The sequence below is a fragment of the Streptomyces sp. R-07 genome, assembly GCF_049913175.1.
Lineage (GTDB): Bacteria > Actinomycetota > Actinomycetes > Streptomycetales > Streptomycetaceae > Streptomyces.
This window is the reverse complement of record NZ_CP183978.1, coordinates 206,619-231,362: the sequence shown is the minus strand read 5'-3', so window position 1 is coordinate 231,362 and position 24,744 is coordinate 206,619. Positions and strand designations below refer to the sequence as shown.

General features: G+C 71.4%; 26 protein-coding genes. 8 read left to right on the top strand and 18 right to left on the bottom strand.

All coding sequences use genetic code 11. The annotated features are described in order from the left end of the window. Window positions 1-15 precede the first annotated feature (15 nt). The 6 genes from ACN9M0_RS01215 to ACN9M0_RS01190 form a co-directional block, all read right to left on the bottom strand. Entirely contained in the window at window positions 16-1,209 is a 1,194-nt protein-coding gene (locus ACN9M0_RS01215; protein ID WP_366040401.1) for a macrolide family glycosyltransferase, read from the bottom strand. Window positions 1,210-1,436: 227 nt separating this feature from the next. Further along, complete coding sequence (locus ACN9M0_RS01210; protein WP_426402935.1) at window positions 1,437-2,027, bottom strand: hypothetical protein; 591 nt, start codon at window positions 2,025-2,027, stop codon at window positions 1,437-1,439. A gap of 165 nt (window positions 2,028-2,192) precedes the next feature. Further along, window positions 2,193-3,272 carry a sensor histidine kinase gene (locus tag ACN9M0_RS01205; protein WP_426402934.1) on the bottom strand — a complete coding sequence of 360 codons (1,080 nt, stop codon included), beginning with the start codon at window positions 3,270-3,272 and terminating at the stop codon, window positions 2,193-2,195. Beyond that, window positions 3,265-4,011 (bottom strand): response regulator transcription factor, encoded by a 747-nt coding sequence (locus ACN9M0_RS01200; protein ID WP_366040398.1) that lies wholly within the window; start codon window positions 4,009-4,011, stop codon window positions 3,265-3,267. Before ACN9M0_RS01200 ends, ACN9M0_RS01205 begins: the two co-directional genes overlap by 8 nt. Before the next feature lie 68 nt (window positions 4,012-4,079). Then, window positions 4,080-4,784 carry a VanZ family protein gene (locus tag ACN9M0_RS01195; RefSeq protein WP_426402933.1) on the bottom strand — a complete coding sequence of 235 codons (705 nt, stop codon included), beginning with the start codon at window positions 4,782-4,784 and terminating at the stop codon, window positions 4,080-4,082. An 84-nt stretch (window positions 4,785-4,868) separates the two neighbouring features. After that, complete coding sequence (locus ACN9M0_RS01190) at window positions 4,869-5,381, bottom strand: RrF2 family transcriptional regulator (protein ID WP_366040396.1); 513 nt, start codon at window positions 5,379-5,381, stop codon at window positions 4,869-4,871. A 108-nt stretch (window positions 5,382-5,489) separates the two neighbouring features. On the opposite strand from ACN9M0_RS01190, the gene ACN9M0_RS01185 reads away from it, so the two are divergent. Then, window positions 5,490-6,242, top strand: a complete 753-nt coding sequence (locus ACN9M0_RS01185) for an SDR family oxidoreductase (RefSeq protein WP_426402932.1) — start codon at window positions 5,490-5,492, stop codon at window positions 6,240-6,242. Between the two features lie 232 nt (window positions 6,243-6,474). Here the strand turns inward: ACN9M0_RS01185 and ACN9M0_RS01180 are convergent, their stop codons facing one another. After that, the gene (locus ACN9M0_RS01180; RefSeq protein ID WP_426402931.1) at window positions 6,475-7,968 is read right to left on the bottom strand and encodes an IMP dehydrogenase; all 1,494 of its coding nucleotides are present in this window, start codon (window positions 7,966-7,968) and stop codon (window positions 6,475-6,477) included. Window positions 7,969-8,355: 387 nt separating this feature from the next. After that, window positions 8,356-8,898 (bottom strand): GNAT family N-acetyltransferase, encoded by a 543-nt coding sequence (locus tag ACN9M0_RS01175; RefSeq protein ID WP_426402930.1) that lies wholly within the window; start codon window positions 8,896-8,898, stop codon window positions 8,356-8,358. Window positions 8,899-9,124: 226 nt separating this feature from the next. Here ACN9M0_RS01175 and ACN9M0_RS01170 point away from each other — a divergent pair, with 226 nt between their 5' ends. Together ACN9M0_RS01170 and ACN9M0_RS01165 are read left to right on the top strand one after the other, a co-directional pair. Then, window positions 9,125-9,508 carry a VOC family protein gene (locus tag ACN9M0_RS01170; protein ID WP_366040392.1) on the top strand — a complete coding sequence of 128 codons (384 nt, stop codon included), beginning with the start codon at window positions 9,125-9,127 and terminating at the stop codon, window positions 9,506-9,508. A gap of 43 nt (window positions 9,509-9,551) precedes the next feature. Then, window positions 9,552-10,100: a GNAT family N-acetyltransferase gene (locus ACN9M0_RS01165; protein ID WP_366040391.1), complete on the top strand. Its 549-nt coding sequence runs from the start codon at window positions 9,552-9,554 to the stop codon at window positions 10,098-10,100. 45 nt (window positions 10,101-10,145) lie between these two features. On the opposite strand, the gene ACN9M0_RS01160 is transcribed toward ACN9M0_RS01165, so the two are convergent. Beyond that, on the bottom strand, window positions 10,146-11,258 hold the full coding sequence (locus ACN9M0_RS01160; RefSeq protein ID WP_426402929.1) for an ABC transporter substrate-binding protein: 1,113 nt from the start codon (window positions 11,256-11,258) through the stop codon (window positions 10,146-10,148). A gap of 148 nt (window positions 11,259-11,406) precedes the next feature. Then, window positions 11,407-12,000, bottom strand: a complete 594-nt coding sequence (locus ACN9M0_RS01155) for a TetR/AcrR family transcriptional regulator (RefSeq protein WP_426402928.1) — start codon at window positions 11,998-12,000, stop codon at window positions 11,407-11,409. Between the two features lie 188 nt (window positions 12,001-12,188). Between ACN9M0_RS01155 and ACN9M0_RS01150 the strand changes: the two genes are divergently transcribed. The 3 genes from ACN9M0_RS01150 to ACN9M0_RS01140 all read left to right on the top strand — a co-directional run bounded on the left by ACN9M0_RS01150 (window position 12,189) and on the right by ACN9M0_RS01140 (window position 13,688). Then, a complete protein-coding gene (locus tag ACN9M0_RS01150) occupies window positions 12,189-12,719 on the top strand; it encodes a hypothetical protein (RefSeq protein WP_366040388.1) in 531 nt (176 codons plus the stop codon). A 304-nt stretch (window positions 12,720-13,023) separates the two neighbouring features. Beyond that, window positions 13,024-13,191, top strand: coding sequence for a hypothetical protein (locus ACN9M0_RS01145; RefSeq protein WP_366040387.1), 168 nt, complete (start codon window positions 13,024-13,026; stop codon window positions 13,189-13,191). Between the two features lie 44 nt (window positions 13,192-13,235). Further along, entirely contained in the window at window positions 13,236-13,688 is a 453-nt protein-coding gene (locus tag ACN9M0_RS01140; protein ID WP_426402927.1) for a DUF5709 domain-containing protein, read from the top strand. Between the two features lie 126 nt (window positions 13,689-13,814). Here ACN9M0_RS01140 and ACN9M0_RS01135 read toward each other — a convergent pair whose 3' ends face one another. Next, complete coding sequence (locus ACN9M0_RS01135; RefSeq protein ID WP_366040426.1) at window positions 13,815-14,966, bottom strand: PucR family transcriptional regulator; 1,152 nt, start codon at window positions 14,964-14,966, stop codon at window positions 13,815-13,817. A 160-nt stretch (window positions 14,967-15,126) separates the two neighbouring features. On the opposite strand from ACN9M0_RS01135, the gene ACN9M0_RS01130 reads away from it, so the two are divergent. Further along, complete coding sequence (locus tag ACN9M0_RS01130) at window positions 15,127-16,614, top strand: long-chain-fatty-acid--CoA ligase (protein WP_366040385.1); 1,488 nt, start codon at window positions 15,127-15,129, stop codon at window positions 16,612-16,614. Between the two features lie 50 nt (window positions 16,615-16,664). Here ACN9M0_RS01130 and ACN9M0_RS01125 read toward each other — a convergent pair whose 3' ends face one another. From ACN9M0_RS01125 to ACN9M0_RS01115, 3 genes are read right to left on the bottom strand one after another with little or no spacing between them, the layout of a single operon-like run. Then, window positions 16,665-17,819 carry an alpha/beta hydrolase gene (locus ACN9M0_RS01125; RefSeq protein ID WP_426402926.1) on the bottom strand — a complete coding sequence of 385 codons (1,155 nt, stop codon included), beginning with the start codon at window positions 17,817-17,819 and terminating at the stop codon, window positions 16,665-16,667. 33 nt (window positions 17,820-17,852) lie between these two features. Beyond that, a complete protein-coding gene (locus ACN9M0_RS01120; protein WP_366040383.1) occupies window positions 17,853-18,278 on the bottom strand; it encodes a tautomerase family protein in 426 nt (141 codons plus the stop codon). A gap of 27 nt (window positions 18,279-18,305) precedes the next feature. Beyond that, a complete protein-coding gene (locus tag ACN9M0_RS01115) occupies window positions 18,306-19,007 on the bottom strand; it encodes an SDR family oxidoreductase (protein ID WP_426402925.1) in 702 nt (233 codons plus the stop codon). Window positions 19,008-19,101: 94 nt separating this feature from the next. On the opposite strand from ACN9M0_RS01115, the gene ACN9M0_RS01110 reads away from it, so the two are divergent. Next, window positions 19,102-19,584, top strand: a complete 483-nt coding sequence (locus tag ACN9M0_RS01110) for a winged helix-turn-helix transcriptional regulator (RefSeq protein WP_366040425.1) — start codon at window positions 19,102-19,104, stop codon at window positions 19,582-19,584. Between the two features lie 52 nt (window positions 19,585-19,636). On the opposite strand, the gene ACN9M0_RS01105 is transcribed toward ACN9M0_RS01110, so the two are convergent. The 4 genes from ACN9M0_RS01105 to ACN9M0_RS01090 form a co-directional block, all read right to left on the bottom strand. After that, window positions 19,637-20,848, bottom strand: a complete 1,212-nt coding sequence (locus ACN9M0_RS01105) for a helix-turn-helix domain-containing protein (protein ID WP_366040381.1) — start codon at window positions 20,846-20,848, stop codon at window positions 19,637-19,639. Window positions 20,849-21,062: 214 nt separating this feature from the next. Next, a complete protein-coding gene (locus ACN9M0_RS01100) occupies window positions 21,063-22,004 on the bottom strand; it encodes a hypothetical protein (protein ID WP_426402924.1) in 942 nt (313 codons plus the stop codon). A gap of 44 nt (window positions 22,005-22,048) precedes the next feature. Continuing rightward, on the bottom strand, window positions 22,049-23,689 hold the full coding sequence (locus tag ACN9M0_RS01095) for a DUF6801 domain-containing protein (RefSeq protein ID WP_426402923.1): 1,641 nt from the start codon (window positions 23,687-23,689) through the stop codon (window positions 22,049-22,051). 120 nt (window positions 23,690-23,809) lie between these two features. Beyond that, window positions 23,810-24,439, bottom strand: coding sequence for a hypothetical protein (locus ACN9M0_RS01090; RefSeq protein WP_366040378.1), 630 nt, complete (start codon window positions 24,437-24,439; stop codon window positions 23,810-23,812). Window positions 24,440-24,744: the final 305 nt, after the last annotated feature.

The window sequence follows — 24,744 nt, the reverse complement described above, 5'->3', positions numbered from 1 at the left end:
CAGCCCGTCAGCCCGTCAGCCCCCGGACCTCTCTCCGGGCAGCATCTTCTCGATGAGATCCGCTGCGCGCACCGTCCCGCCCTCGGACCGGGCGTCCGCGCGCAGCAGTGCCGAACGGCGGGCGACCTCCTCGTCGGTGACGAGGTCGGTCAGGGCGGTTCGAAGGGCCTCGGCGGTGGCCTCCGGAGTGTCGATACGACGGGCCACACCCAGCTCCACGAGCCGGTCGGCGTTCATGAACTGATCGGCGCCCTGCGGTACGGCGATCATCGGGACGCCGGCCATCAGCCCCTCGCTGCAGCCGCCCATTCCGGCGTGGGTCACGAAGGCGTCCGCCTGCTCCAGGATCGCCCGCTGCGGGACCCAGGAGTGCACCTCGACACTGGGCGGGACCGCGCCGAGTTCTGCCGGATCGGTGTACTTGCCGATCTGGAGGACGACGTGCCACCCGGGCAGGTCACCGAAGGCGGCCAGACACCGGCGGTAGAACTCCGGCTGACGGGTGCACGCCGAGCCCAGGGAGATCAGCAGCACCTTCTCCGCGTCGGCGGGCCGGGTCCAACTGGCCGCACCCGTCGCCGGGTCGAAGCAAGGCCCGACGAAGGTCACCGTGTCGGTGTCGACGCGGTCGGCGTGCGGCTGCATGGCCCGGGAGATGAGGGCGATGGCGCGTCCCGGAGGGCCGGAGAAGGCGTCCACCTCCGTGGTGGTCGCCCCGCAATCGGCCAGCCACCGCGCGAACTTCGCCCGGTACGCGTCGGCGCCCGGCAGCTGCCACAGGTGTGCCGCCACGTCCTCGCCGTAGCCCTCCCACGCCACGAACGTCGGGGACAACTGCAGGGCCGGCCTGCCCTGGGACTCGGCGAGGGCACGCGCGGCGTAGGCCCCGATGTCGTACAGGTACAGATCCGCCGGGTCGTCGTCGTAGGCGGCGCGCAACTGAGGCAGTGTCTGGACGGCGTCGTCGAGGAAGAGTCCCATCGCGGCGATGGGGTCGTCCGGCCACTTGTTGTCGGCGACCGGCAGTCGGGAGGTGCAGGGGACGAGCTCGGCGCCGGTGGCCGTGATCAGCTCGGCCACCGCCGGGTCGTTGGCGTAGGTGACGCGGTGACCGCGAGCGACCAGCTCGCGGATGACCTCGAGGCTGGGCAGGACGTGACTGACGGCGGGGATGCCGACCATCGCGATGTGGGCAGGGCGAGGAGACATGGAAGACCACTCGATTCAGATCTGGCTGACGGAGGACACACGGCAGACCGACGCGCCGGGCCTCTCCCCGCCGGGGAGGGCCACGAGGGCGCACACGGACGTGCCGCAGCGGATCCGGGGCGGTGCGCCCCGGCCGTGTCAGCCGTAGATCTGATAGAGGTACATGCCCCGGACTGTAGCCGCCCACGAACCGCGACGCACCGGAATTGCCGCCGGCCCTGTACGGATCACAACTGGTGGATCCAGGCGATGACCAACACGAAGCCGGCCACGGACGACAGCAGCAGGGCGAGGACAGGACCCGGACCCACCCTGCGGCCCCACATCCAGCCGGCCAGGCGGGAGTGCAGACGGCCCAGCAGCCAGAGGGCGCCCAGACCGGCAGCCGCGAACGGCAGGGCGACGAGGAAGTGCACGATCCACGCCCCGGCCATGCTCGGGCCGCCCCAGGAATGGTCGTAGGGGCCGTGGTCGACGAGGGGGTAGAGCACGCCGCGAAGGACGAAGAGGATCTCGATTCCCACGGGAATGAGGGCCAACAGCCCGAGCGGTACGCACAACAGCGCGTGAGCCGACAGCCGCCACGCGCCCGGGCGCCCGGGCGACGACCGTGCTGCCGACTCCTGCTCACCGGCCCGGGCCCACCACGCACGCGTCTTGTCGGAACGTCCGGCCGCCACCGCGCCGAGTGTCACCAGCGAGGCCGGCAGCAGTGCGGCGGCGTACCCGATCCGGCTCGCGCGGCGCGGCGGGACGAGGCGTGCACCGGAGCCCGAAGGCCGCTCGTCGCGGGCGCGCCGCGAGGTGAGGAATGACATGACCTGTCCCCGATCTTCCGGTCGTCGGCGGCTGCCGACGCCGGGAAGGGTAGGGAGAAGTCGCCGTCGACCACGTCACACCCCAGTGCCAAGCGGGCCTCGTACCCCAGTAGGGGGGTCGGGCCAGGTCGTCGGCATGACCCGAGTGCGGTTCGGTGGCGGTGCCTACGGCGTGCCGGGAAGCCGCACCGTGACGACGAGACCGCCGTCGGGGCGGGCGACGAGGTCGAGGGTCCCGTCGTGGGCGCGGACGATGCTGTGCACGATGGCGAGGCCCAGGCCGACGCCGGCGTGCTCGTCGGTGCGTGCGCGTTCCGTTCCGCGCTGGAAGGGTTCGGTGAGGGTCGGCACCAGGTCCGGTGGGAGCGGACGACCCGTGTTCTCGACCCGCACCACGCTCGCGCCGCCCCGTGTTTCGGTGTGGACCGTCACGGTGCCGCCGGCGGGGAGGTTGTGGACGACGGCGTTCTGGACGAGGTTCGCCACCATCCGCAGCAGGAGCTCCGCGGAGCCGCTGGTCCGTGCCGCTCCGCCGGTGACGTCGAGCGTGATCCCGCGCTGTTCGGCCAGGGGCAGCAGGGTTTCGGCGGCCTCTTCGGCGACGAGGGAGAGGTCGACGCTCTCGCGGGTGAAGGTCCCGCCGTCGCTGCGGCTGAGCAGCAGGAGGGCCTCGGTGAGGTCGATCGCGCGCGTGTTGACCGTCTGCAGGCGTGCGAGGAGTTCGTCCCGGTCGCGGGCGGGGTCCCTGCGGGCGAGGTCGAGCAGCGTCCGCGAGATGGCCAGCGGGGTGCGCAGTTCGTGGGAGGCGTTCGCGGCGAACCTCTGCTGCTCGGCGACGTGCGACTCCAGCTGTTCGAGCATGGTGTCGAACGCGTCGGAGAGTTCACGGAATTCGTCCTGGCGGCCTTCCATGCGGATCCGGTGGGACAGCCTTCCGTCCCCGGCCATCCGTGCCGCGGTGGTGATCCGTGTGAGCGGTGCGAGCATCCGGCCGGCGAGGAGCCATCCCCCGACCAGGCCGAACACGAGCAGGAAGCCCATGGCCACGGCCGCGGCGGGGGCGAAGGTGTGCACGAGGAGGTAGCGGTTGGGCGAGATCCCGAGAAGGCCCTGGGAGTTGTCGGGTACGTAGCGCAGCAGGAACCCCCACACCACGGCCAGCAGGAGAGCGCCGGCGACGGCGAGGAACCCGGCGTAGCTGAGGGTGAGCTTCAGTCGGACACTGAGCCCTGGGCGTCTAGGCATGCGTACTGCCGGGGCGGGGGCGGGCGGTCTCGCGGCGACCGGTGTCCGGGCGACTGGCCTCCGGGCCGGCGGCGACCGGGCTGGTGTCGATGCGGTAGCCGACGCCCGGCACCGTGGCGATGACCCAGGGTTCGCCGAGCCGTTTGCGCAAGGCGGAGACGGTGATGCGGACGGCGTTGGTGAAGGGATCCGTGTTCTCGTCCCAGGCCCGTTCCAGCAGCTCTTCGGCGCTGACGACCCCGCCCTCGGCGGCGACGAGGACTTCGAGCACGGCGAACTGTTTACGGGTGAGGGCGACGTAGCGTCCGTCGCGGAAGACCTCCCGGCGGAAGGGGTCGAGTCGCAGGCCCGCGAGCTCACGGACCGGGGGCCGGGCGTGCGCGCGCCGCCGGTCGAGCGCCCGCAGCCGCATGACGAGCTCCCGCAGCTCGAAGGGCTTGGTGAGGTAGTCGTCGGCACCGAGCTCGAACCCGGACGCCTTGTCGTCGATCCGGTCGGCGGCCGTGAGCATGAGGATCGGGATGCCGCTGCCGGAGGCGACGATGCGCCGGGCGACCTCGTCGCCGGACGGCCCGGGGATGTCGCGGTCGAGGACGGCGAGGTCGTAGGAGTTGACGCTGAGCAGCTCCAGGGCGGTCCCGCCGTCGCCGGCGATGTCGGCGGCGATCGCTTCCAGCCGGAGACCGTCACGGACGGCTTCGGCCAGGTAGGGCTCGTCCTCGACGATCAGTACGCGCATGTGCGAAGCCTAAGCAACACGACATATCGCTGACGTATGCAACGACGCGTGACCACCGGACGGGCCGCTCAGGCCGTCGGTGCCGGCGCGGGACGAAGCCGTTCCGACGGCTCCTCCGCCGGAGCGCGCCACCAGCGGCGCGACGCCAGCCCGGCCAGCACGGCGCCGGCGGCGTTGACCAGGACGTCGTCCACGGAGGACACCCGGTCGAGGTCCAGGACGTACTGTGCGGTCTCGACGAGGGCCGAGCAGCCCGCGCCGAGCGCCAGGACGCGCGGCAAGGACGCCAGCGCGGCGAACCGTACCGGGGCGAAGGACCCCAGCGCCGCGAAGACCAGCAGGTTGCCGACGATCCCGAGCGTTCCCATCGTGACCAGGTCCCGCAGCGGCACCAGGCTCACCCGGGCGGGCACGGTGCCGGCCCCGCCGCCCGGCATCATGGTCATCCACAGGAACGGCACCGTCCCGTGGACCATGCCCACCTCGGCCAGCGACAGCCGCCACGCCGACGCGACACCGGCGGCACGCCGACGGCGCGCCAGGGCCCACGCCACCAGCGCGGCCAACGGCAGCGTCACGAGCGTCATGAGCACCACACCGTTGAACGTTCCGAAGCAGCGGTCCCACCGCCCGGCCATGCACATCGGAGCGACCATCATGAGCGGCCCCCGGATGACGAACAGGGCGCTCGCCACGCCGAGGACCGCCAGGCCGAGGAGCACGATCCTGCGCGTGCGGCGGGGCGGTGCCGACAGGGATGCGTTGTTGTTCACGCCCCTATGAGAGCCGGAGGGCCGTTGCGGTGGCGTATGCGGTTTTCGATACGCCCGCGATACACGGAGCCCCTCGGCTCGCCGCTACACCGCTGGGCCGTCGGGGTCCGCGGGCGCGTCGGTCCCCGCGGTGAGCCAGGAGCCGACGGTGGGAAGCGCTTCGGGCCCGCTGTCGCCCTCGACCGACGTCACGAGGTCGGCGATGGTCATCGCGGCGAGCGAGGCCCTCCACGCGGCCTCCGCGGCTCCCATGGCCCGGGCGATGGGGCACGGTCTCGTGCACTTCTCCGGTGGTGTCGCCAGGGGGCCGCGTTGGCGGATCTCGGTGCAGACGAACGCGGGATCGGGCCCGTCGACGGCCTGCACCACGTCGAGCAGGGTGATCTCGGCGGCCTCCCTGGTCAGCACGTATCCGCCGGTCTTGCCCTGGACGGACCGCACAAGCCCCGCCCGGGACAGCGCCTGCATCTGCTTGGCGAGGTAGCTCGGCGATACGTCGTGCAGCTGCGCAAGGCGCGCGGCGGGCACCGGTCGGCTCGCCGCCGTCAGGACCACGCAGCAGTGCAGCGCCCACTCCACGCCACCGGACAGTTTCATGCCGCCTCCCCATTTGACTCGGACATAGAGTATCCGAGTATTGTCTCGGACATCGGGTATCCGAGTTTGCGTCCCGGGGGCCGACCGGCCCACGAAGGAAGGCACACCATGAAGATCACCGTCATCGGCGGCACCGGCCTCATCGGCTCCCAGCTCGTCACCACGCTTCGGAACGCCGGCCACGACGTGGTCCCGGCATCGCTGTCCTCAGGGGTCGACCTCCTCACCGGCGCCGGTCTGGACGAGGCGCTCGCCGGTGCCGAGACGGTCGTCAACGTCACCAACTCCCCGACGTTCGACGAGCACTCCCTCGACTTCTTCCGCACGACCGTGAGCGGCCTGCTCCGCGCGGGGGAGCGGGCAGGGGTACGCCACCAGGTCGCCCTCTCGATCGTCGGCGTGGACCAGGTGCCCCAGCTGGACTACTACCGTGCGAAGGTGCTCCAGGAGAATCTGCTGCGCAACGGGCCCACCCCGTACTCGATCGTGCGCGCCACCCAGTTCTTCGAGTTCGTGGACGCCGTGATGTCCTGGACGGCGGCCGACGGCGTCGTCCGCCTGCCCGCCACCCCGCTGCAGCCGATCGCGTCCGCGGACGTGGCCCGGGCGCTCGCCGACGTCGCCACCGCGGCACCTCTCGACGGGACGCTCGACGTCGCCGGACCCGACGTGCTCGCGCTGGACGAGATCGGCCGGATCACCGTGGCCGCGCACGGCGACGGGCGTCGCGTCGTCACGGACGGGAAGGCGGGCATGTTCGCCGCCGTGGACGGCGACGTGCTCATCGGCGGTCCCGACGCCCGTCTGGCCCCCACCCACTACCGGGACTGGCTGAACGCGACCCTCGCCGCCCGCCCGTAAGTCCGCCAGGCAGCCGTACCGGGGTCCTGTGCGCAGGCAGCAGACCCGGGCCTCGCGCCAGGCGGCTGACCAGGTCTCCGGCACCGGCCGGGTCAGGTACGCGCCATGGGGCCGAGTTCAAGGCCAAGGCCTGCCCGAACATGTGGCCCGACGACAAACGGCCCCGCGCCCCCGGCCCTCAGCAGGGTCGGGAGCGCGGGGCCGCCGCGGTCAGGCCGCCGGGCCGGTCAGATCACTCTCCGGAGTCGATCGAGGGCTGGCGCAGCTGCACCTCGGCGCCGGTCTGCTTGAAGGACTCCGCGGACACCGGAACGAGCACGGCGTCGCGGTGGAAGTCCCGCAGGTTCGTCGATCCGCAGCTGATCATCGTCGAGGTGAGCTTCGCCCGGGTCCGCTCCACGTTGTCGTACAGGCTGCCCGCGTACGGCACGTAGCCGTCGACGCCCTCCTCGAAGACCATCTGGCCGCGCTGGCCGTAGCGGGCCTCGTTCTGCGCGCGCCGCGAGCCCTCACCCCAGTACTCCTTGTACCACTGGCCGCCGATCTGCAGCTTCCGCGACGGGCTCTCGTCGAGGCGGGCGAAGTACCGGCCGAGCATGATGAAGTCCGCGCCCATCGCCAGCGCCATCGCCATGTGCGAGTCGTTGAGCAGGCCGCCGTCGCAGCACAGCGGCACGTACACGCCGGTCTCCTGGGCGTAGGCGTCGCGCGCCTCGACCACGGCGAGCAGCGCGGAGGCCTGCCCGCGGCCGATGCCCTTCTGGGCCCGGGTCGTGCAGATGGCCCCGCCGCCGATCCCGACCTTCACGAACGCCGCGCCCGCGTCGGCCAGGTAGCGGAAGGCCCGTCCGTCGACGACGTTCCCCGCGCCGACGTGCACGTCGTCCCCGTACGTCTCCCGGGCGAACTCGACGGTCTTCGCCTGGTAGACGGAATAGCCGTCGGAGGAGTCCAGACACAGCACGTCCGCACCCGCCTCCACCAGCGCGGGAATCCGGTCCTTGAAGTCACGGGAGTTGATGCCCGCGCCGACACGCAGTCGCTTCTCGCCGTCCACGGTCGCCCGGTGGTACGTCTTGTGGGCCTGGTAGTCCCTCTTGAGGACCAGCGAGGCGACCCTGCCGTCCTCGACCACCGGCAGCACGTCCAGATGGTGCTGCCAGATCAGCTCGTTCGCCTCGGACAGGGAGACCGTGGCCGGAGCGGTGACCAGGCCGTCACGGCCCCGCATCCGGTTGCCGGCGGTCTCGGAGGCCCCGTGACGCTCCAGATGGAAGTCGTCGAGGCTGATGATCCCGAGGAACTCGCCGTCCGCTTCCCCGCTCCGCGTGACCACGGCCACGCCCTGCTCGGTGTCGGCCAACCGGCGGGAGACCTCACCGAGAGGCGTCGTCGGCGCCACCGTGACCTCGCTGGTCCGGAAGCCGGCCTTGTGCCGCTTCACGGCCAGCACGTCCGAGGCCTGGTCCTCGATCTGCTGGTTCTGATGGATGAACGACAGCCCGCCCACCTGCGCCAGTGCCACCGCGAGGGTCGGCGACGACACCGCCTGCATGATGGCGCTCACCATGGGGGTGGCGATCCGGATTCCCGGCTCCTCGCCGACCCGGTGACGCACCAGCGGCGCCCCGAGATCCACATTGTCCGGTGTGCAGTCTTCTGTGGTCAGGCCCGGGATGAGGAGGTACTCACTCAGCGTACGAGAGATCTCGGGAAGGATTTTCACATCGTCTCCAGCGAGGAGCCTGCGCACCGATCGATGAGGGATCGGAGAGGCTCGTACGGGCAGTGCGGATCGATGCCGGCCGGTAGCGCACTGGTGGAAGAAGACGCTCTGGACAACCTGAGAGCGGGCGCGCCCGGCGGGGCAGTGCGGGCACGCGCGGCTGAATCGACAGCCAAGGCACGACAGATCCGAATCCGACGGTGCTGCACAGGCGTTGACTTCCATTACGCCATACGTGATCTTAGCGCACCGCGCGCGTGTGCCCGTGTACGCCTGTTGACGCTCCGTGTGGAGCGTGGCACGGCCGAAGCGGCGCGCTTCACCGGCCGTCGCCCCTGTCCGGTAGCCGCCATGCGTCGGCCGTCGCCCCTGTCCGGCAGCCGCCATTCATCCGCCGTCGACCCCGCCCCGCATCCAGTCCGTCTTCGTCAAGAGCATCTGCGTCGCGGACCAGGGGCGGCCGTTCACCCGCTCCACGTCGGGCAGCACCTCCGTCACCTGGAAGCCGAGCCGCTCGTACAGACGGAGGGCGCTGGTGTTGTGGCTGAAGACGCCGAGTTCCACGCTCTGGAAGGCCAAAGCGCCGAAGGCGAGGGAGAGGACTTCGCCGAGCATCCCGGCCCCCACACCCCGACCGCGGGCCTCGGGGGCGACCAGTACGCGCCCGAGTCTCGCCTCGACGCCCTCCACGTCCAGGCGCAACGACACATGGCCGACTTCCTGACCGGTGCCGGAGTCGATTCCCGTCCAGCTGCGGCGCCCCGGTCCTTCGGACTCAGCCGCGTACGCGGCCAACTGCCGCTCGTCCAGAGGCCAGACGAACGCCCGACCCGACCAGGTCACCAGCTCGGTCGGCGATGCGATCCACGAGCTGAGCAACTGGCCTTCATCAGGGCGGTACTTGCGCAGGTGAACCACCGGAGCAGTCATGGACGATCCTCCATCAGTCGCGGACAGGCCAACGCGAGGTCGTGGACCACCGCGTCCAGCCGCTCGCGCAACGTGGTGCGGACGATCACCCTCCCACCGACGCGCAGGAGGCGCGCCGGTTGCACCCGGGGGCCACGCCCGAACCAAGAAGGCGCCCGCACCCTGTGCGCGACGGGCGCGCACAAGTCGGTGGCGTTCGGCGTGAAGATCAGGAAGGCTCGCCCTCATGGTCTCGGTATTGCAGAACGTGGCGATCGACTGTGCGGATGCCTATGAGCTGGCACGGTTCTGGAGCGGTGTGACGGGCCGTCCGCTGCATCCGGACGACGGACCGGGTGCACGCGAGACGCAGGTGATGCTGACGGACGGCCCGGTGCTGTACTTCAACCAGGTGCCCGAGACCAAGACGATCAAGAACCGGATCCATCTGTGCCTGCGCCCCGAGACCTCGCGCGACGAGGAGGTGGCCCGGCTGCTGGGCCTCGGCGCCACCTTTGTCGCCGATCACCGGAATCCCGACGGTTCGGGCTGGGCGATCCTCGCCGATCCCGAGGGCAACGAATTCTGCGTTCTGCGCAGCGATTCCGACCGGGCGACCGGGAGTTCCTGACCCTCACGTGCCGCGCCCGGCTCACAGCCCCTAGCGTGGGTCCATGCCGAAGATGACGTCACGGGTCGAACTCCACCCGCTCACCCTTTCCGACCAGGACGAGTTCTGCGCGCTCGTGCGAGCCAGCGCCGCACTGCACGGGCCATGGATGCAGCTCCCTGCGACCGCGGAGGAGTTCCAGACCTGGATGCACCGCTTCGACGACGGCACCAACCTGGGATTTCTGGTCCGTGTCCGGGAGACCGGCGCGGTCGCCGGGACGGTCAACATCAACTCCATCATCCGGGGCCGCTACCAGGGCGCGTCCCTCGGCTATGCGGCCTTCGCCCCGTCCGCAGGCCACGGGTACATGACCGAAGGGCTCGCCGTCATCCTGGAGCACGCCTTCACCGACCTGCGGCTGCACCGGCTGGAGGCCAGCATCCAGCCGGCGAACAAGCCGTCCCTCGCCCTGGTCCAGCGGCTGGGCTTCCGCTACGAAGGGGTTTCTCCCGCCTACCTCTACATCGACGGAGGCTGGCGGGACCACGAACGCTGGGCCATCACCGCCCCGAACCCCTGGACACCCGATCCTTCCCTTCCCGAGGTCTGAGTCGCACGGCGCTGCCGCTGACGTCCGTCGGACGCCGTGCCGTCCTCAGCCGGCGTGGAGGATACGGAAGCGGCCGGGTTCCGCCGGGTCACGATCGACGACGTGGATGGGTGCCCACGTCCATTGCCACACGCTGATGCCCGGGGTGCGGGAGAACCGGATCAGTCCCCGAGTGCCCTCGACCGCCACCCGCGGCCACGACTTGGCGATGGCCGCCCGGTCCGTGCCGTGGGAACGCAGCACCGAGGCGAGGACGGTGACGGCGTCCCAGCCCTCGAAGGCGACGAAGGAGGGCGCTTCGCCCAGCCGCTCGCGAAGCTCCTTGGCGACGCGTTCGCCGAGCGGACCGAGGCGCTCGGGCAGGTAACGCAGGAACGGGATCCCGGCGCCCTCAACACCCAGCGCCGCGGCCCATTCGGCGAACTCGGGCTGTCCGGCCGGAGCGCCGATCATGATTCCCGCGAGCCGCGGGTCGGCCCGGGCGGCCCTGACGAGGGGCACCGCCGGCTCCGGGCTGCCGACCAGCAGGAGGAGCGCCGACACATCGTGGTCGACGAGCGCGTCACACAGGGCCTCGGGCGTGAGGGCGTTCGTGTCGAGTTCGACGACGGTGCCGCCGTGGGGAGCGAGGTGGTCCCGCAGGACGCGGGTGCCGGTCGCCCAGTACACGCTCGGCTGGGTCGCCACGGCGATCCGGCAACGGCCGGTGCCGAGCAGGAAGTCCGCGTAGATCTGCCAGCCGCGGGACTGGGCCGGGGCCAGGCGAGCGACCCATTCCGTCGGCTCCTCGGTGAGCGCGTCGAGCACCGCGGACGAGCAGAGGAACGGCACACCGAGCGCGTCGGCCCTGGCGGCCGCGGCGCGGGCGACGACGCTGTGGTACTCGCCGACGACCGCGGCCACGCCCAGGCCGGCCAGTTCGTCCACGGCCGCCGCTGCCCGCTCCGGGTCCGCCGCGGTGTCCCGGACCAGCAGCTCCAGCGGTCTGCCGTCGATCCCGCCGGCGTCGTTGACCTCGCGAACGGCCAGTTCGAGCCCCGCGAGCAGGTGCCGGCCCGCCTCGACCCAGCCGGGCCGCGTCAGCGGGACGAGAGCGCCCAGGCGGACGGACGACCCGTCCGCCCGCTCCGCTCCGGACGGCGATGGTGGCGTGCTCATCGGATGGCGTCTCCCCTGGGTCGATGCGGTCGCGGGTGGACCGGGACGGTGGTCATTGGAACCGCCACCATCGCCCGCGGGCAACCGATTTCCCCGCTGTACGAGTCACCGCCGTACGCGTCCCCGCCGTACGAGGAAGTCGTCGCCGTCAGCGGCGGAGGCACAGGGCGTGCACGGCGGCGCGGACCTGGCCGGCCACCACCTCGGGGGTCGAGGAGTCGAGCGTGCCGTCGAGATGCAGGAACGCCAGGCCGTGGACGAGGGCCCACACGCCGGTCGGGAGCGCGCCCGCCTCGTCCGCGCCGGGGAAGACGTCGCGGACGATGCCGCGGACGTACTCCGTGAGGGCGGCGGTCGCGGCGACCCGTTCTTCGCCGGCCGGGTCGCACGGTTCGGCGAACATCACCCGGAACAGGGCGGGATGGTCGAGCGCGAACCGGACGTAGACGACGGCGACCGCGGCGAGGTCCTCGGGCGTAGAGGGTGTCGAAGGTGTGGAGGGTGCGGAGTGGGCCGCGGCCAGGTGCAGGGCGAGCTCGCGGTATCCCTCCGCGGCGACCGCGGAGACGAGCGCGTCACGGTCCGCGTAGTGGCGGTAGGGAGCCGTCGCCGACACCCCGGCCCGTCGGGCGACCGCGCGCAACGAGAGTCCGGCGCTGCCGTCCTCCTCCAGCAGCTCTCGCGCCGCGCGCAGGCAAGCGGCACGCAGATCGCCGTGGTGGTACGTACTCGGCTGCGACATGGATCGCATTCCTTCACGTGAGCACCGACTGCGTTCGACCGCATCCGCCCGCATGTGAGTGGTGTATACATCCTATCGCGCCACCACGCGGGAACCCTTCGGCCTGTTCACGCGTTCCGGAGGGCGACCTGATCGTTTGACGTGTGACACGGCGGCGGTGTGCCGACGTCGGGGGAAGTGAGCAATCCATGGCCATGGTGGGTCTGTTCTGGATCGCCGAGGGCGATGTGTACGTGGGCGCGAAGCCGTCCGGTCCGGCTCCCGGGGTGCGCCTGACCCCCGACGGCGTGGTGGCCCTGGGTGACGAGCAGTCGGGCCTGCACCTGTGGGAGGACGTGCGTGCCCTGACGGTGGCGGACGTTCCCGTGAAGTCCTTGAAGCGGCAGGTCGGCGTGGTCACGGACGTGGCCCTGGACGTGGTGATGAACCTGGCCATGACCCTGGGGCCGGGCCGGTTGGGCGAGGCCCCGCCGATGATGACGGTGAGCCTGGAATCGGGCGGCGGCGAGCACGAGCTGAAGGCCTACGTGGCCGCTGCCGTCGGCTACTCGGCGACGGAGGTCGAGCTCTCCCGAGCCCTTCTGTCCCGCCTCACGGAGGGCGCCGCGACGATGGCCACGACCCTGGCGGCGATGTCGGAGTGGGGTCGTGCCTGGGAGGGCGGGTCGTCGCCTCGCGGGGCGCAGCGGGAGGAGCTGCTGCGGCGGTGGCTGGCTTAGGGACCGTCCGGCGGATCGGGGTCGGGCAGGTCCCGAGGTCACCCGGTCCCGCTGTCCCCGGTTCCGAGCGCCGCCGCCCCGGTGACACCGGGTTGCGTTTGTACGGGAGGCGGGGACCATGGGATTGAGGGATTCGGCGCCTGACGAAGGCGCTCCGCACCCCATGCGCGCGGCCCAGCCCCTCACGCGAGGTGCGGCCGTCGGTCGCCGACGGCGAGACGGACCGGGGCCGCCGGTTCCCCTTCAAGACCCGGCACGCGTCCGGAACGGCCGGCAGCGACCGCACTCCCCCTCAGGAGGCGCCATGACCGTACCCGACGATCCGCACGGCGTCTGGACGGGCCGGTTGCTCCGGCTCGGCGTCGGCATCTCGCCGGAGGACGCCCGGAAGTTCGTGCACGACCTGTACGCACAGGCCCAGTCCGACCTCGACGACGAGCGTGCGGAGGCGGATTTCGAGCGAGAGGAATGACCCGGGCGAGAAGCGTCGTGGACGCCGAAGGAACGGAGTTCCCCATGACCGAGGCGCAAGCGTGGGGCGATGACGTCTACCAGCCCGACGGGAGCGAGGTCCAGGACGACGCAGGTGTCCTGGACTACGAGGACACCCTTGAGGGACCGGTCGGCGACCCGCTCGACGGCGGGTACTCGCCGCCGGAGCGGCCCCTCGGTGCCGAGCACACGGGGGAGACCGCGGCCGAACGGCACCATGGCGAATCCCTCGACGAGCGCCTTGCGGAGGAGGAGCCCGAGCTCTCCACCCCCGACGGCGACGGCCTCGGAGACACGTCGGACACCGACGGGGAGCTCTGGGACGACCAGGTCGGCGGCCGGCGGGCGGGCCGCCTGATGTCCGAGGACGAGGGCACGGGCCCCATCCGGTCGGAACTGAACGCCCGGGACCTCGGCCTCGACGGCGGCGCCGCGTCCGCCGAGGAAGCCGCGATGCACATCATCGACGAGGAGTGACTCCCGAGGGGTGACTGCCGAACTCCCGAGGGGTGATTGCCGAGGGGCGACTCCCGAGGACGGACTCCCGAGGGGCGACCCCGGGGGATCGGCTCTCCCGAGGGGGAGTCCCGAACGGCGGCCTTCTCAACTCGCCCCCGGATTGCGGACCGCGAGGAGTGCCGCGCCGATGTCCGCGGTCGCGCGCGGATCGGAGAGGGAGCGCCCCGTGAGTTCCTCCACGCGGCGCAGGCGGTAGCGGACCGTGTTGGGGTGGACGAACAGGCTCCGCGCCGCGGCGGCCGCCGAGCCGGCGGCGGCGAACCAGTGCTCCAGGGTGCGCAGAAGCCGGGAGCGTTCCGCGGCCGGAAGGTCGAGCACCGGCCGGAGGACCACCTCCGTCAGGTGTGCGGCCTCGGCCGGAGCCGCGGCGACGACCATGGCGAGCGGGTTGTCGTCGAAGCGGGCCACGCCGGGGCCGGCGCCCTCGAGACCGGCCAGGGCGAGACGGGCGAAACGCAGTGCCTGCGGTGTGTCCCGCAGCGACTGGAAACGCGGACTGAAGCCCACGCGGGCGCGGGTTCGGCGCAGGATGCGCAGGCACGTCGTCTCCGCCGTCTCCGTGGGCAGGGCGATCAGGGCGAGTTGCTGGTCCGGCAGCAGTCTCCAGGCGGAAGGAAGGCGTGCCTGGCGCAGTGCCGCCTTCGCTCCGGCGAGCGGCTCCTCGCCGGGAGTGCCGGCCCTCGCCGCGGCGACGGCGTAGGGCCCGTGCTCGGGCAGTCCCAGTTCGCGGGCCGTCTCCCACAGCGTGCGGTCGGTGATGATGCCGGTGAACAGGGCCTCCACCAGGGCGGAGCGCCTTGCCTGTCCCTGTGAGGTGAGTTCCGCGGCGGTCTCCCGGTAGGCGACGGCCACCGCCTCCGCGTACAGGCCGGACAGTGCCCAGAACTCCGCCGACTCCGACAGCAGGAGATCGCCGGAGACCTCGGGGCGCGTACGGGCCTCCGCGAGGATCTCCGTCCACAGGAGCCCCGATCCGATCCGGTACGCGTGCAACGTGTCCGCCAGCGGAACCCCCTGCTCCGCGCGCAGCCGCCCGGTCTCGCGGGCCGAACTCGCGTCCGGAGTACCTCCGAGGCGGAGGTGGGTCAGGATGAGGTCCGCGTTGGCGGTGCAGGAGCGGCGCAGCGAGTCCAGGGGGATCAGCGACTCGTCCTCGTACGCCTCGACTTCCGCGCGGATGCGCAGCGCCATGCGCTCGCCCAGTTCCGGAAGCCTCGCCAGGAGCGCGGCCGCCACACCCGAAAGGATCATCTCCGCAGCTTAACGCCCTCACATTGTCCCCCGGAACAATCCGGTGTGCCGCGCGTTGTCACACCGGCCATAGGCCGCCACCGTACGCGGCTGCAAGATGTCGGCGATGTAAACATTCGACGATTCCGTGTAACGGAGGCGGGTCATGGCCAATCTGGCAGGGTTCCTCGTGGAGACGGCGCGGCGGCAGCCCGAGCGCCCCGCGCTGCGCCTGGGGGAGCAGGTCATCTCGTACGCGGAACTGGACGAGCGCAGTGCCCGCGCCGCTGCCCTGCTCAGGTCCGAGGGGGTACGGCCCGGGGACCGGGTCGCCCTGATGCTCCCCAACGTTCCCGAGTTCGTCGTCCTGTACTACGGCGTCCTGCGCGCCGGAGGCGTCGTCGTTCCGATGAACCCGCTCCTGAAGACCCGGGAGACGGAGTTCCACCTCGCCGACTCCGGGGCGGTGTGGCTCTTCGAGTGGCACCAGGCACCGGGCGAGGGCGCGCAGGGCGCGGCGGCCACGGGCGTACGGCACACGGCCGTCGAACCCGGCGCGTTCGCGGCGGCCCTCGGCTCGTACGCGCCGCTGCCCGAGGTCGCAGACACGGACGCCGAGGACATGGCCGTCCTGCTGTACACCTCCGGCACCACCGGCCGTCCCAAGGGCGCCGTCCTCACCCACGCCGGGCTCCGGCACAACACCGAGGTCAACAGCGTCCACATCCAGCGGATGACGCCCGACGACGTGGTGGTGGGCTGCCTGCCCCTGTTCCACATCTTCGGGCAGATCTGCACCATGAGCGCGGCCGTCCGCAGCGGCGCCTCGCTCGTCCTGATCCCGCGCTTCGACCCGCAGACCGTCCTGGAGGCCGTCGCCCGCGAGCGGGCCACCGTCTTCGAAGGCGTACCGACCATGTACGCGGCGCTGCTCCAGCACCCGTCGGAGGCGGACGTGTCGACGCTGCGGATGTGCATCTCCGGCGGCGCGTCGCTGCCGGTGGAGATCCTGCACGGCTTCGAGCGGCGCTTCGGCTGTCCGGTCCTCGAGGGTTTCGGCATGTCCGAGACGAGCCCGGTGGTCACCTTCAACCACCCCGACCGGCCGCGCAAGGCCGGCTCCATCGGCACCCCCATCCGTGACGTCGAGGTGCGGCTGCTCGACGCCAAGGGCCAGGACGTGGCCCAGGGCGAGATCGGCGAGCTCGCGGTCCGGGGGCCGAACGTCATGAAGGGGTACTGGAACCGCCCGGAGGAGACGGAAGCGGCCGTCCCCGACGGCTGGCTGCGCACCGGCGACCTCGCCCGAGCGGACGAGGACGGCTATCTGTACGTCGTCGACCGCAAGAAGGACATGATCATCCGCGGTGGCTACAACGTCTACCCGCGCGAGATCGAGGAGGTGCTCCACGAGCACCCCGCCGTCGCCCTCGCCGCCGTGGTGGGCATCGCGCACCCCGAACTGGGCGAGGAGGTCGGGGCCGCGATCGTGCTCCGCCCCGCCGCGCAGGCCACCCCCGACGAACTGCGGGAGTACGTCAAGGACCGCGTGGCGGCGTACAAGTACCCGCGCAGGGTGTGGCTCGTGGACCAGCTGCCGCTGGGACCGAGCGGCAAGATCCTCAAGCGGGAGATCACCGCGCCCGTGGGGTGAGGACACTCGGCCACCGCGCGCCGGCCCTTCGCCGGCGCGCGCACGGGACCTCACTCCTGGGTCGGTGCCTGCGTCCTGCTGCGGGTCCAGGCCGCGAAGCGCTCGACGGCCTCGACCACGGAGTGGGTGCGCAGGGACTGGAAGAGATCGAAGTCGTGCTGGGTTCCGGGGAGTTCGGCGTAGGCGACGGGCTGGGTGGAGCGCTGCGCGAGCTCGTTCGCGAAGTGCCGGGCGTCGTCGGCGAGGACGAGGGTGTCGAGCGCCCCGTGGACGATGAGGAACGGCGGGGCGTCGGCGTGGAGGTGGGCGAGCGGTGAGGCGGTGACGCGGCTGTCGGTGTCGGCGGTGCCGTAGTAGCCGTAGAAGGCGACGACCGCGTCCACGGAGGTGTCCGCCCCCGCCGGGAGGCCCGGCTGGAGCCGTGGGTCGTTGGCGGTGAGTGCCGCCGTCGCGGCGAGGTGGGCGCCTGAGGAGCTGCCGGTCAGGAGCAGGGTGGAGGCGTCCGCGCCGTACGCGGCTCCGTGTTCGCGGACCCAGTGGATGACCCGTTTGACGTCGAGCAGCTGATCGGCGTAGCGGGCGCGGCGGCGCAGCCGGTAGTTCGCGCTGACGCACACCCAGCCCTGGGCGGCCATCCGGTGGAGCAGGGCGCGCGCTCCGAGCATCTTGTGGCCCTTCCGGAAGCCGCCCCCGTGCAGGTAGATCAGCACGGGGGCGCCCTGGGGCGCGGGCCGCGAGACGTAGAGGTCGAGGAGCCGGCCGCGACCGTCGTCGCCGTAGGGGACGTTCCGGATGCGCCGTACGTCGAAGCGGTACGAGACGAACGGCAGGAACAAGATCCGTACGATCGGGAGGCGGAAGCGCCGCGCCGGCGGCCGCGGGGGCCCGATGGCGTCCCGCAGCGCCGCGTCCAGGACGGGGCGGGCCGTGCGGGCCCTGACGGCGAGGGCTGTCAGTACGGCGACGGGGACGGCGACCACGCCCGCCGCCGCCCACCAGGCGGCCGACCCCGTCGTGACGCCGATCAGCGTCGGCAGGGTCCCGGCGGCGAGCCAGTACAGGGCCAGGAACGGCTGTTCATTGATGAGGTAGCCCAGCGCGAAGCTCAGCTTCCAGGGGCTGGAGTGGCGTGGCCGTGGCGGGCGCAGCGCGATGAGGCCGAAGAGCGTGACCGACGCGCTGGTGGTGAAGAAGGTGACGGACATCGGCGGGCAGTCCCTTCCGGCGGTCGATTCGGGTCAGTAGGGGGTTGCCGCGTTCTCTTCCGCCCAGCGCCGTTCGGTGTCGGAGCCGCCCGGAGGAGGCACGAGCCCGTTGATCATCCAGAGCTCCTCGCTGGTCTCGTCGACGTGGAACTCCCACTGGAGTCCGGCGTGCCGTTCCAGGTGGGGGTGCAGCATCTCCCTGATCCAGCGGGCGGTCCGGCGCCTGCTGTCCGAGTCGGGGTTGCGTCGCGCGATGTGGTCGATGGTGATGCGGACCCCGACCGGGGCGGGCTCACCGCCGACGTAGAAGTCCTCGGGCCGGGTCTCGTGGAAGAGGGTGACCACGTAGAAGCGGGGTAGGCCGACCTTCTCGTAGTGGTCGGCGATGGACGAGGCGAGCCGGTGCTTCTCGGCGTCGGAGAAGATTCCCGGCGTGTGGTGAACGGTCCACAGGGGCATGGTGGTTCGTCGCTCCTTCGCGAGAGGTCAGCCGACGGCCGGGAAGGTCAGCTGTTCGACGGGTCCGGACAGCGCGGACTTGACGGTGACGCTGACGTCGTCGGCGAGCACCTCCGTGTCTCCGGCCTCCAGGCCGTCGACGATCCGCGCGGCCACGTCGGCGGGCTTCGCCTTGTCCCGCTCGATGGCGGAGACCATGTCGGTGTCGATGAATCCGGCGTGCACGCCGACGACGTGGGTGTGCTGCGGTGCGAGTTCGAGCCGGAGCGAGTTCGTGAGGGACCAGGCCGCCGCCTTGGACGCCCCGTACGCTCCGCTGCCCGCCAGCCACGACAGGACGGAGTGCATGCCGACCAGCGCTCCGCCGCCGTTCGCGGCGAGGACGGGCGCGAACGCCCGTGCCACGCGCAGCGGCCCGAAGACGTTGACGTCGAACGTCTCGGCCGCCTGGTCGAGGTCGCCCGTGAGGAGAGGCGCGGGCAGCAGGACTCCGGCGTTGTTGAAGACGATCTCGGCGTCCGCGGCGAGCTCCGCGAGGGCGGCGACCGATGCGGCCGAGCGGACGTCGAGGGCGACGGTCACCACCCGCGGGCGGTCGTCGACGTGCGCCGAGCGGGCGGTGGAGTACACCTTGCGTGCCCCGCGTGCCAGCACCTCGTCCACGAGCGCGGCGCCCAGCCCTCGCCTGCCGCCGGTCACCACGACCACCCTGCCTGCCACCGCAACCACGGCACACTTCCCTTCTGGCTAACGACTCCGTTAGTCAGATGCAAGCACGCCAGGGCTGAGTAACGCAAGCATTAGTTACAATGGATGCGTGGCGATGAGATTCGAGAAGCGACTGAGCGACCGGGACGCCTGGTCGATCGGCGACGGATGTTCGGCCGGCCGGGTGCTCGACCTGCTGAGCACCAGGACGGTCTTCATGGTCGTACGGGAGTGCTTCTACGGCACGACCAGGTTCGAGGACTTCGTGACGAGGATCGGCACCTCCGCACCCTCGGTCTCCCGCGCCCTCAAACAGCTGGAGTCGGCAGGGGTCGTGGCGCGCACTCCCTACCAGGAGCCGGGGCAGCGGGCACGCGACGAGTACCGGCTGACCGGGGCCGGCGAGGACCTGTTGCCGGTCTTCCTGTCGCTGATCCGGTGGGGTGACGCGTATCTGCAGGACGGCCACCCGCCCCTGGCCTTCGTCGAGGCCGGGAGCGGGCGCCCGCTCAGCGTCCGCGTGACCGCCGACCCGGCGCCGGATCAGCCCTCCGACGACATCGAGATCCGCCTGCACCCCGACTGGCGCCGCGACTGACGCTCACGAGGCGTGTTCTCCCGTGTTCCGGAGTTCTCGGGCGGTACGCGGATCAGCCCGTCCGCTTCCTGCCGTGGAGGTGGAGCGATCGGAGGGCCGCTTCGAGGGCGAACCGGTGCTCGGGATCGAGCAGCCGGTCGCCGAAGTGGTTGTCCAGGTTCCGCAGGCGGTAGCGGACCGTCTGGGCGTGCACGCCCAGCATCTCGCCGACCTGTTCGGCCGGGGCCCGGGTGGAGATGTGGACGCGCAGGGTCTCGATCAGCCGCTCGCGCCGGGTGCCGGACAGCTCGTCGAGGGGGGCCAGTTCGCGTGCGGCGAGGTGGGCCGTGAGGGCCGGATCGGACAGCAGCCACAACGTTGTCAGGTGCTCCTCGCAGCGCACGAGGGGGGCGTCCGCCACGATGCCGTCGTCGATGAGCTGCAGGACCCGCCGCGCCCAGCGGATGGAGTGCGCCGCCTGCGCCGGAGGCACGGTCAGGCCGACGACGGCGGGGGTGCCGGCCAGGGCGGAGTCGAGCATCGCGAGGCGCTGCGCGGTGAGCGGGCCGGGGATGAGCAGGTGCGGCTCGGGAAGGGTGAGGTCGGCCAGCACGTCCCGGTCGAGTCCCGCCTGGATGAGCTCGGCGACCGGGGGACGGAGGGCCACCAGGGTGCACTCGGCCGGAAGCTGCCAGGAGGCCTCCTGGCACAGCTCGGCGATCGTCGCCCGGGGCAGTGGCGGACCCGCGACGACGAGGTGGAGTAACTGCCTGCGCCGCGCCGCCACGTCGGACACCGCGCGGGCCTGGGCCATGACGTAGCCCTCGCGGGACAGGGCCTCGAGCTCCTCGACGTAGGCGAAGAGGGCGTCCGCGAAGGCCAGGATCAGGGTGGGGGACAGGTTGTAGGTGCGGCCGATGCTCTTGGCCCGGCGCAGCGCGATCCGCGCCCCCAGTCGGTAGGCGCCCTGCAGGCATTCGAGGTCACGGCCCTCGTAGGCCTCCACCCGGCCGAACTTGCGCAGCAGTTCGTCCCGGAGCGCGGACTTCGTCCCCGGCGTGGCGACCCGTTCCACGAATGCCGCCAGGGCCTGTTCCACGCCCTGCCGGATGGCGTCCGAGTGCGGTCCGTTGAAGAGGTGGGCGTACACGGGATAGGTCCGCTGAACCTCCATGCCGATCTCTTTGATCAGGCCGGGGATCTCCGGTCTCATCAGGTCGGCGAACTCCCTGGGGAGAGGGTCGAGCGGCTCGCCGATGTTCGGTGACTGGGTGATTGCGGGCATGGACCGACCCCTTGCTCTCCTGCGCGACCGGTGGGGAGCGGCAGTACGGCGCCCTCCGTGGCTGGTGGGCGCCGTCGTGGCCGTCAGGTGCGTACCAACTGGGACTGCTGAAGCTAAATCAACTGCTGTGTGCTGTACACAACTTGAGCAAGAGTTGGCGTTCCGGAAGCGTGTGTGGCGCCCGAGTAGGCCGGGAATCGCCCCTGGGTGGCCTTTACCTGACGGCCGAGTGCCAGTTCTGCGAGAAGAGCCTGCCGGCGTCGGGGGCGACGACTCCGGGGGCGTAGAGGCCGGTCAGATAGGTCTGGGTGTTGTCGAGGGTGATGCTGTTCCTGCCGGCGGCGGAGGGCAGGCCGGTCTTGAGGTTGACCGCGCCGTTGACGAGGCCGAGCCCGAGCCCACAGCCGCTGGCGCCGGGGACGGCGAAGGTCCTGTCGACCTGGGTGGAACCGAGGATGTTCAGGCGGCTCATGTCGCCCTCCTCGTTGGGGAAGCCGTCGCCGTTGTAGCGGTCGACGGAGAAGTCGGGGGAGGTGAGGTTGCTCGGGCGCAGCATGATCGGGCTGGACTTCGTGCCGATGTAGCAGTTGCTGCCGAGGAACGGGTTCTGGAGGTGGATGCGGACCGGGATCTTCACGATCGGCATGTCGGTGAGGACGCCCGCGATCTGGTCGAACTCCGAGGGCGTGCCGACCGATTCCACGGTGGCGGTGATCTTGTTGAGGCTGGCGTCCGACAGCTGCCGGCAGATGTCGGTGATGAACGGGATGTCGCTCGGACACATCAGGCCGAACAGGCCCCCGGGGACGGTGGCGGAGTCCGCGATGAGCGACCCGGCGGGCGGGGGGACGACGGTGTTGGTGCCGTCGGCGTTCTGGATCACGCCGATCTGGAGGTTCGTCCTCCCGGTGACGACGGTCGTGTTGCCGAGCTTGATGGAGCCGCCGGCGGAGGAGGACGACACGCACTGCGGCGACTGGTCGAGGCCGTCGGCGGCGAGCATCGCGGGGGCGTCGACGGGGCAGCGGTCGAACGGAGCCCAGGCGCCGTCCAGCTGCGGAGCGGCCGCGGTCGCCGTGCCTACGGAGACGAAGGCGCCGAGCGCGGTCAGCGCGGAGAGGGTGGCGAGTCTCGTGCGGGAGGAGACGAGGGACATGGCGGATGCCTTCCGTCGGGGAGAGGGAGAGAGGGTGGGTCGGTTCAGCGTTCGGGCTTGGGGACCACGTACGGCTGACGGTCCTCGGTGCACTGGCCCTCGGTGGGCACGTCGACACCCACGGCGCAGGTCTGGCCCTGGATCTGCTTGATGTAGTTGCCGGGGCCGGAGATGGACGCGGTGAGGAGCCGGTCGAGGTTCTCACCGCCGGCGCCGCAGCCCTTGAAGGCGGGGATGGTCACCTCGCCGGTGAGGGGGCCGCCGCCGGTGAGGAGGTAGCCGGTGGCGTCCGTGCCGTTGATGAGCTGCCCCTTGCCCAGGAGCACGAGGTGGTCCCCGGGGTACTTGGCGGGGTCGGGCTCGGGGGAGGTGAGCGGCTTCTCGGTGCGGCAGGAGGGGCCGACGTCGAGGCGCGTTCCGTTGACCCGGACGTCGAGCACGCGCAGCACGAAGCGGGCGCGGATGTAGGTCTCCGAGAGGTTGTCGGGGAAGACCAGGAGGACGTCCGAGTCGACGGTCAGGGGCCCCGTCTGCTCCAGGACCATGGTGGCCGTGGCCGGCGCGAAGCCGAACGTCAGGAAGGTGGCCTGGAACGGCGGGGTCTGCTTGCGCCCCTGGTAGGAGAGGTTTCCCGTCGACGGGGTGAGGAGGTGGAAGCTTCCGTCCGGCCGGGGGTCGAACTGCGGCTCGCCCTGCTCGATCAGGACGCAGGACACCGGAATGATGTTGGCGCCGTTGAGTTTCCGTACGTTGGAGTAGCCGGTGATGTACGCCGACAGCGACGTGGGGGTCGGCTTCTCGGTCACGCAGGGCGGTGCGGCCGGCCGGGCCGCCGCGGTACCGGGTGTGACGTCGTCGGTCACTGCCAGGCCCTTGTCCGCCTGGTGTCCTGTCCGTGGGTCCTTCGGGGCGGTAAGCGACCCGCCCCCGGCTCCCGGCGGACTGACCGGGCCCTTCCGGTCCGTCGGGAACGACGGCCTGGAGGAGGGGGAGGACGGGGAGGACGAAGGGGCGGTCGGCGACGTGGGGGCAGGGGTGCTCGGCTCCCCGGTGCCGGAGTCGGAACCGACCGGAACCGTGGCGAGCACCGTACGGCCCTCCGCGTCCGGGCCTGGGGCGCAGGTGACGGAGAGGGAGGCGGGGGTGGTGGCCGCCCCGTCGGCCGTGCTCGGGGCGAGATCGACGGCGAGACCCCCGGCGGTGAGGGCCAGGTCGCCGGCCCTGTCCGTCGTCAGGATCGGCACATCGCCGGTCGTGGTGAACACGAGAGGCCCCTCGGCGGGTACGGCGAGGGGCTGCGTCGTCCCGCTCCAAGTGGCGTCCGTGCGCTGCTCGTTCTGGGCCACGCCGACCGTGAGCCGCGTCTCGGCCCGTACGGTGGCGGCCTTGAGCGCGGTGAGCTCGGCCACGGCCGTCGCGGGGAGTTCCACCGTCGTGGTGACGTCCGTGGGACGGATCTCCGCGCCGACGGCCGCCCGTTCGGGGAGGGCCGCCGCGATCCGTACCGTCACCGGCTGGGGTCCCGAGGGCAGCGTGCAGACGTAGGGCAGCGCGGTGTCGACCTTCAGTGTCCCCACGGCGACGGCCGCCGCCGGGAGCAGGGGGGCGAGCGCCACGAACGCGGCGATCGTCGCGCCGCGTGCGCGGATACGGGACGGTCGAGGGGTGGGCCCGGGGCCTCTCATCTGTTGCTCCGCTCGGGTCGTTCGTGGGCCGGCGGGGAAGGGAGGCCGGCGGAGGGCGCGGACAGGGCCGCGTCCGCCCGGCCGGGGCCGCCGGCCGGACGGACGCGGGTTCCTGCGTCCTTACGGGTTGGAACCGACGATCGTCGGGATGGCGGTGCCCGCCTTGAAGAGGTACGTGCCCTTGAAGGTGGGCTTGGCGCCGACCGGGACGGCCGAACCGCAGCCGCTCGACGAGACGACGGTGAGCTCGCCCGCGAGGCTGTTGACGGCGAGCGCGCCCGTCGAGTTGGTGTACGAGCTGGACGCCTTGCCCGTCACGCGGAAGACACAGGCGCCGACGGTCACCGTGGCGTCGACGTTGCCGACGTAGCCCTTGGTGACGCCGGTCGAGGCGGTGTAGTCCTGCGCCACGATCGTCCAGGGGGTGGTCGGGACGGCGGTCACGGGGCCCAGCACGCTGGTGCAGGGCGTCCCGGAGACGCCGAAGGCGATGGAGTTGATGGTGCCGACGGTGGCCGGGTTGCCCGTGGTGCTCTGCCCCGTGCCCGAACCGTTCGACTTGGTACACGTCATGGCGATGCCGTTGACGCTGAGGACGATGTTCCCGCTGTTGACGGCGGTGATGCTGGCCGGGGACGGACTGACGGTCCAGACCGTGGAGGCCACCGCCGAGGCGGGGCTCACGGCCAGGGCGAACGCGGCCGAGGCGGCTCCGGCGACGACGGCGAGGTTTCTGATCGGCTTCTTCATGGCTCTGGGACTCTCCTTGGGGATTCACCGGCAGAGGGATGGCCGCGGTGGGGGTCGAGGCCGGCGGCCCGTCGTTTCTCGGCCGCGAAACCAGACGTTACTTGCGGGAAACTTAGCTGAACAATGGCGCAGCCCATGATTCTTTGGAGATGCCCTATTGCCTGTCAAGCGGGTGAGCGATGGCGGGAATCCGCTTGGTTCCGGGGTGCGTAATGTCGACAATTCTGATCGATCACCCTGAATCTTCGGGGCGGATCTGGATTCCGTGACCACCTGCGTCCCGCCGGCGTGTGCAAGCGCTCTCT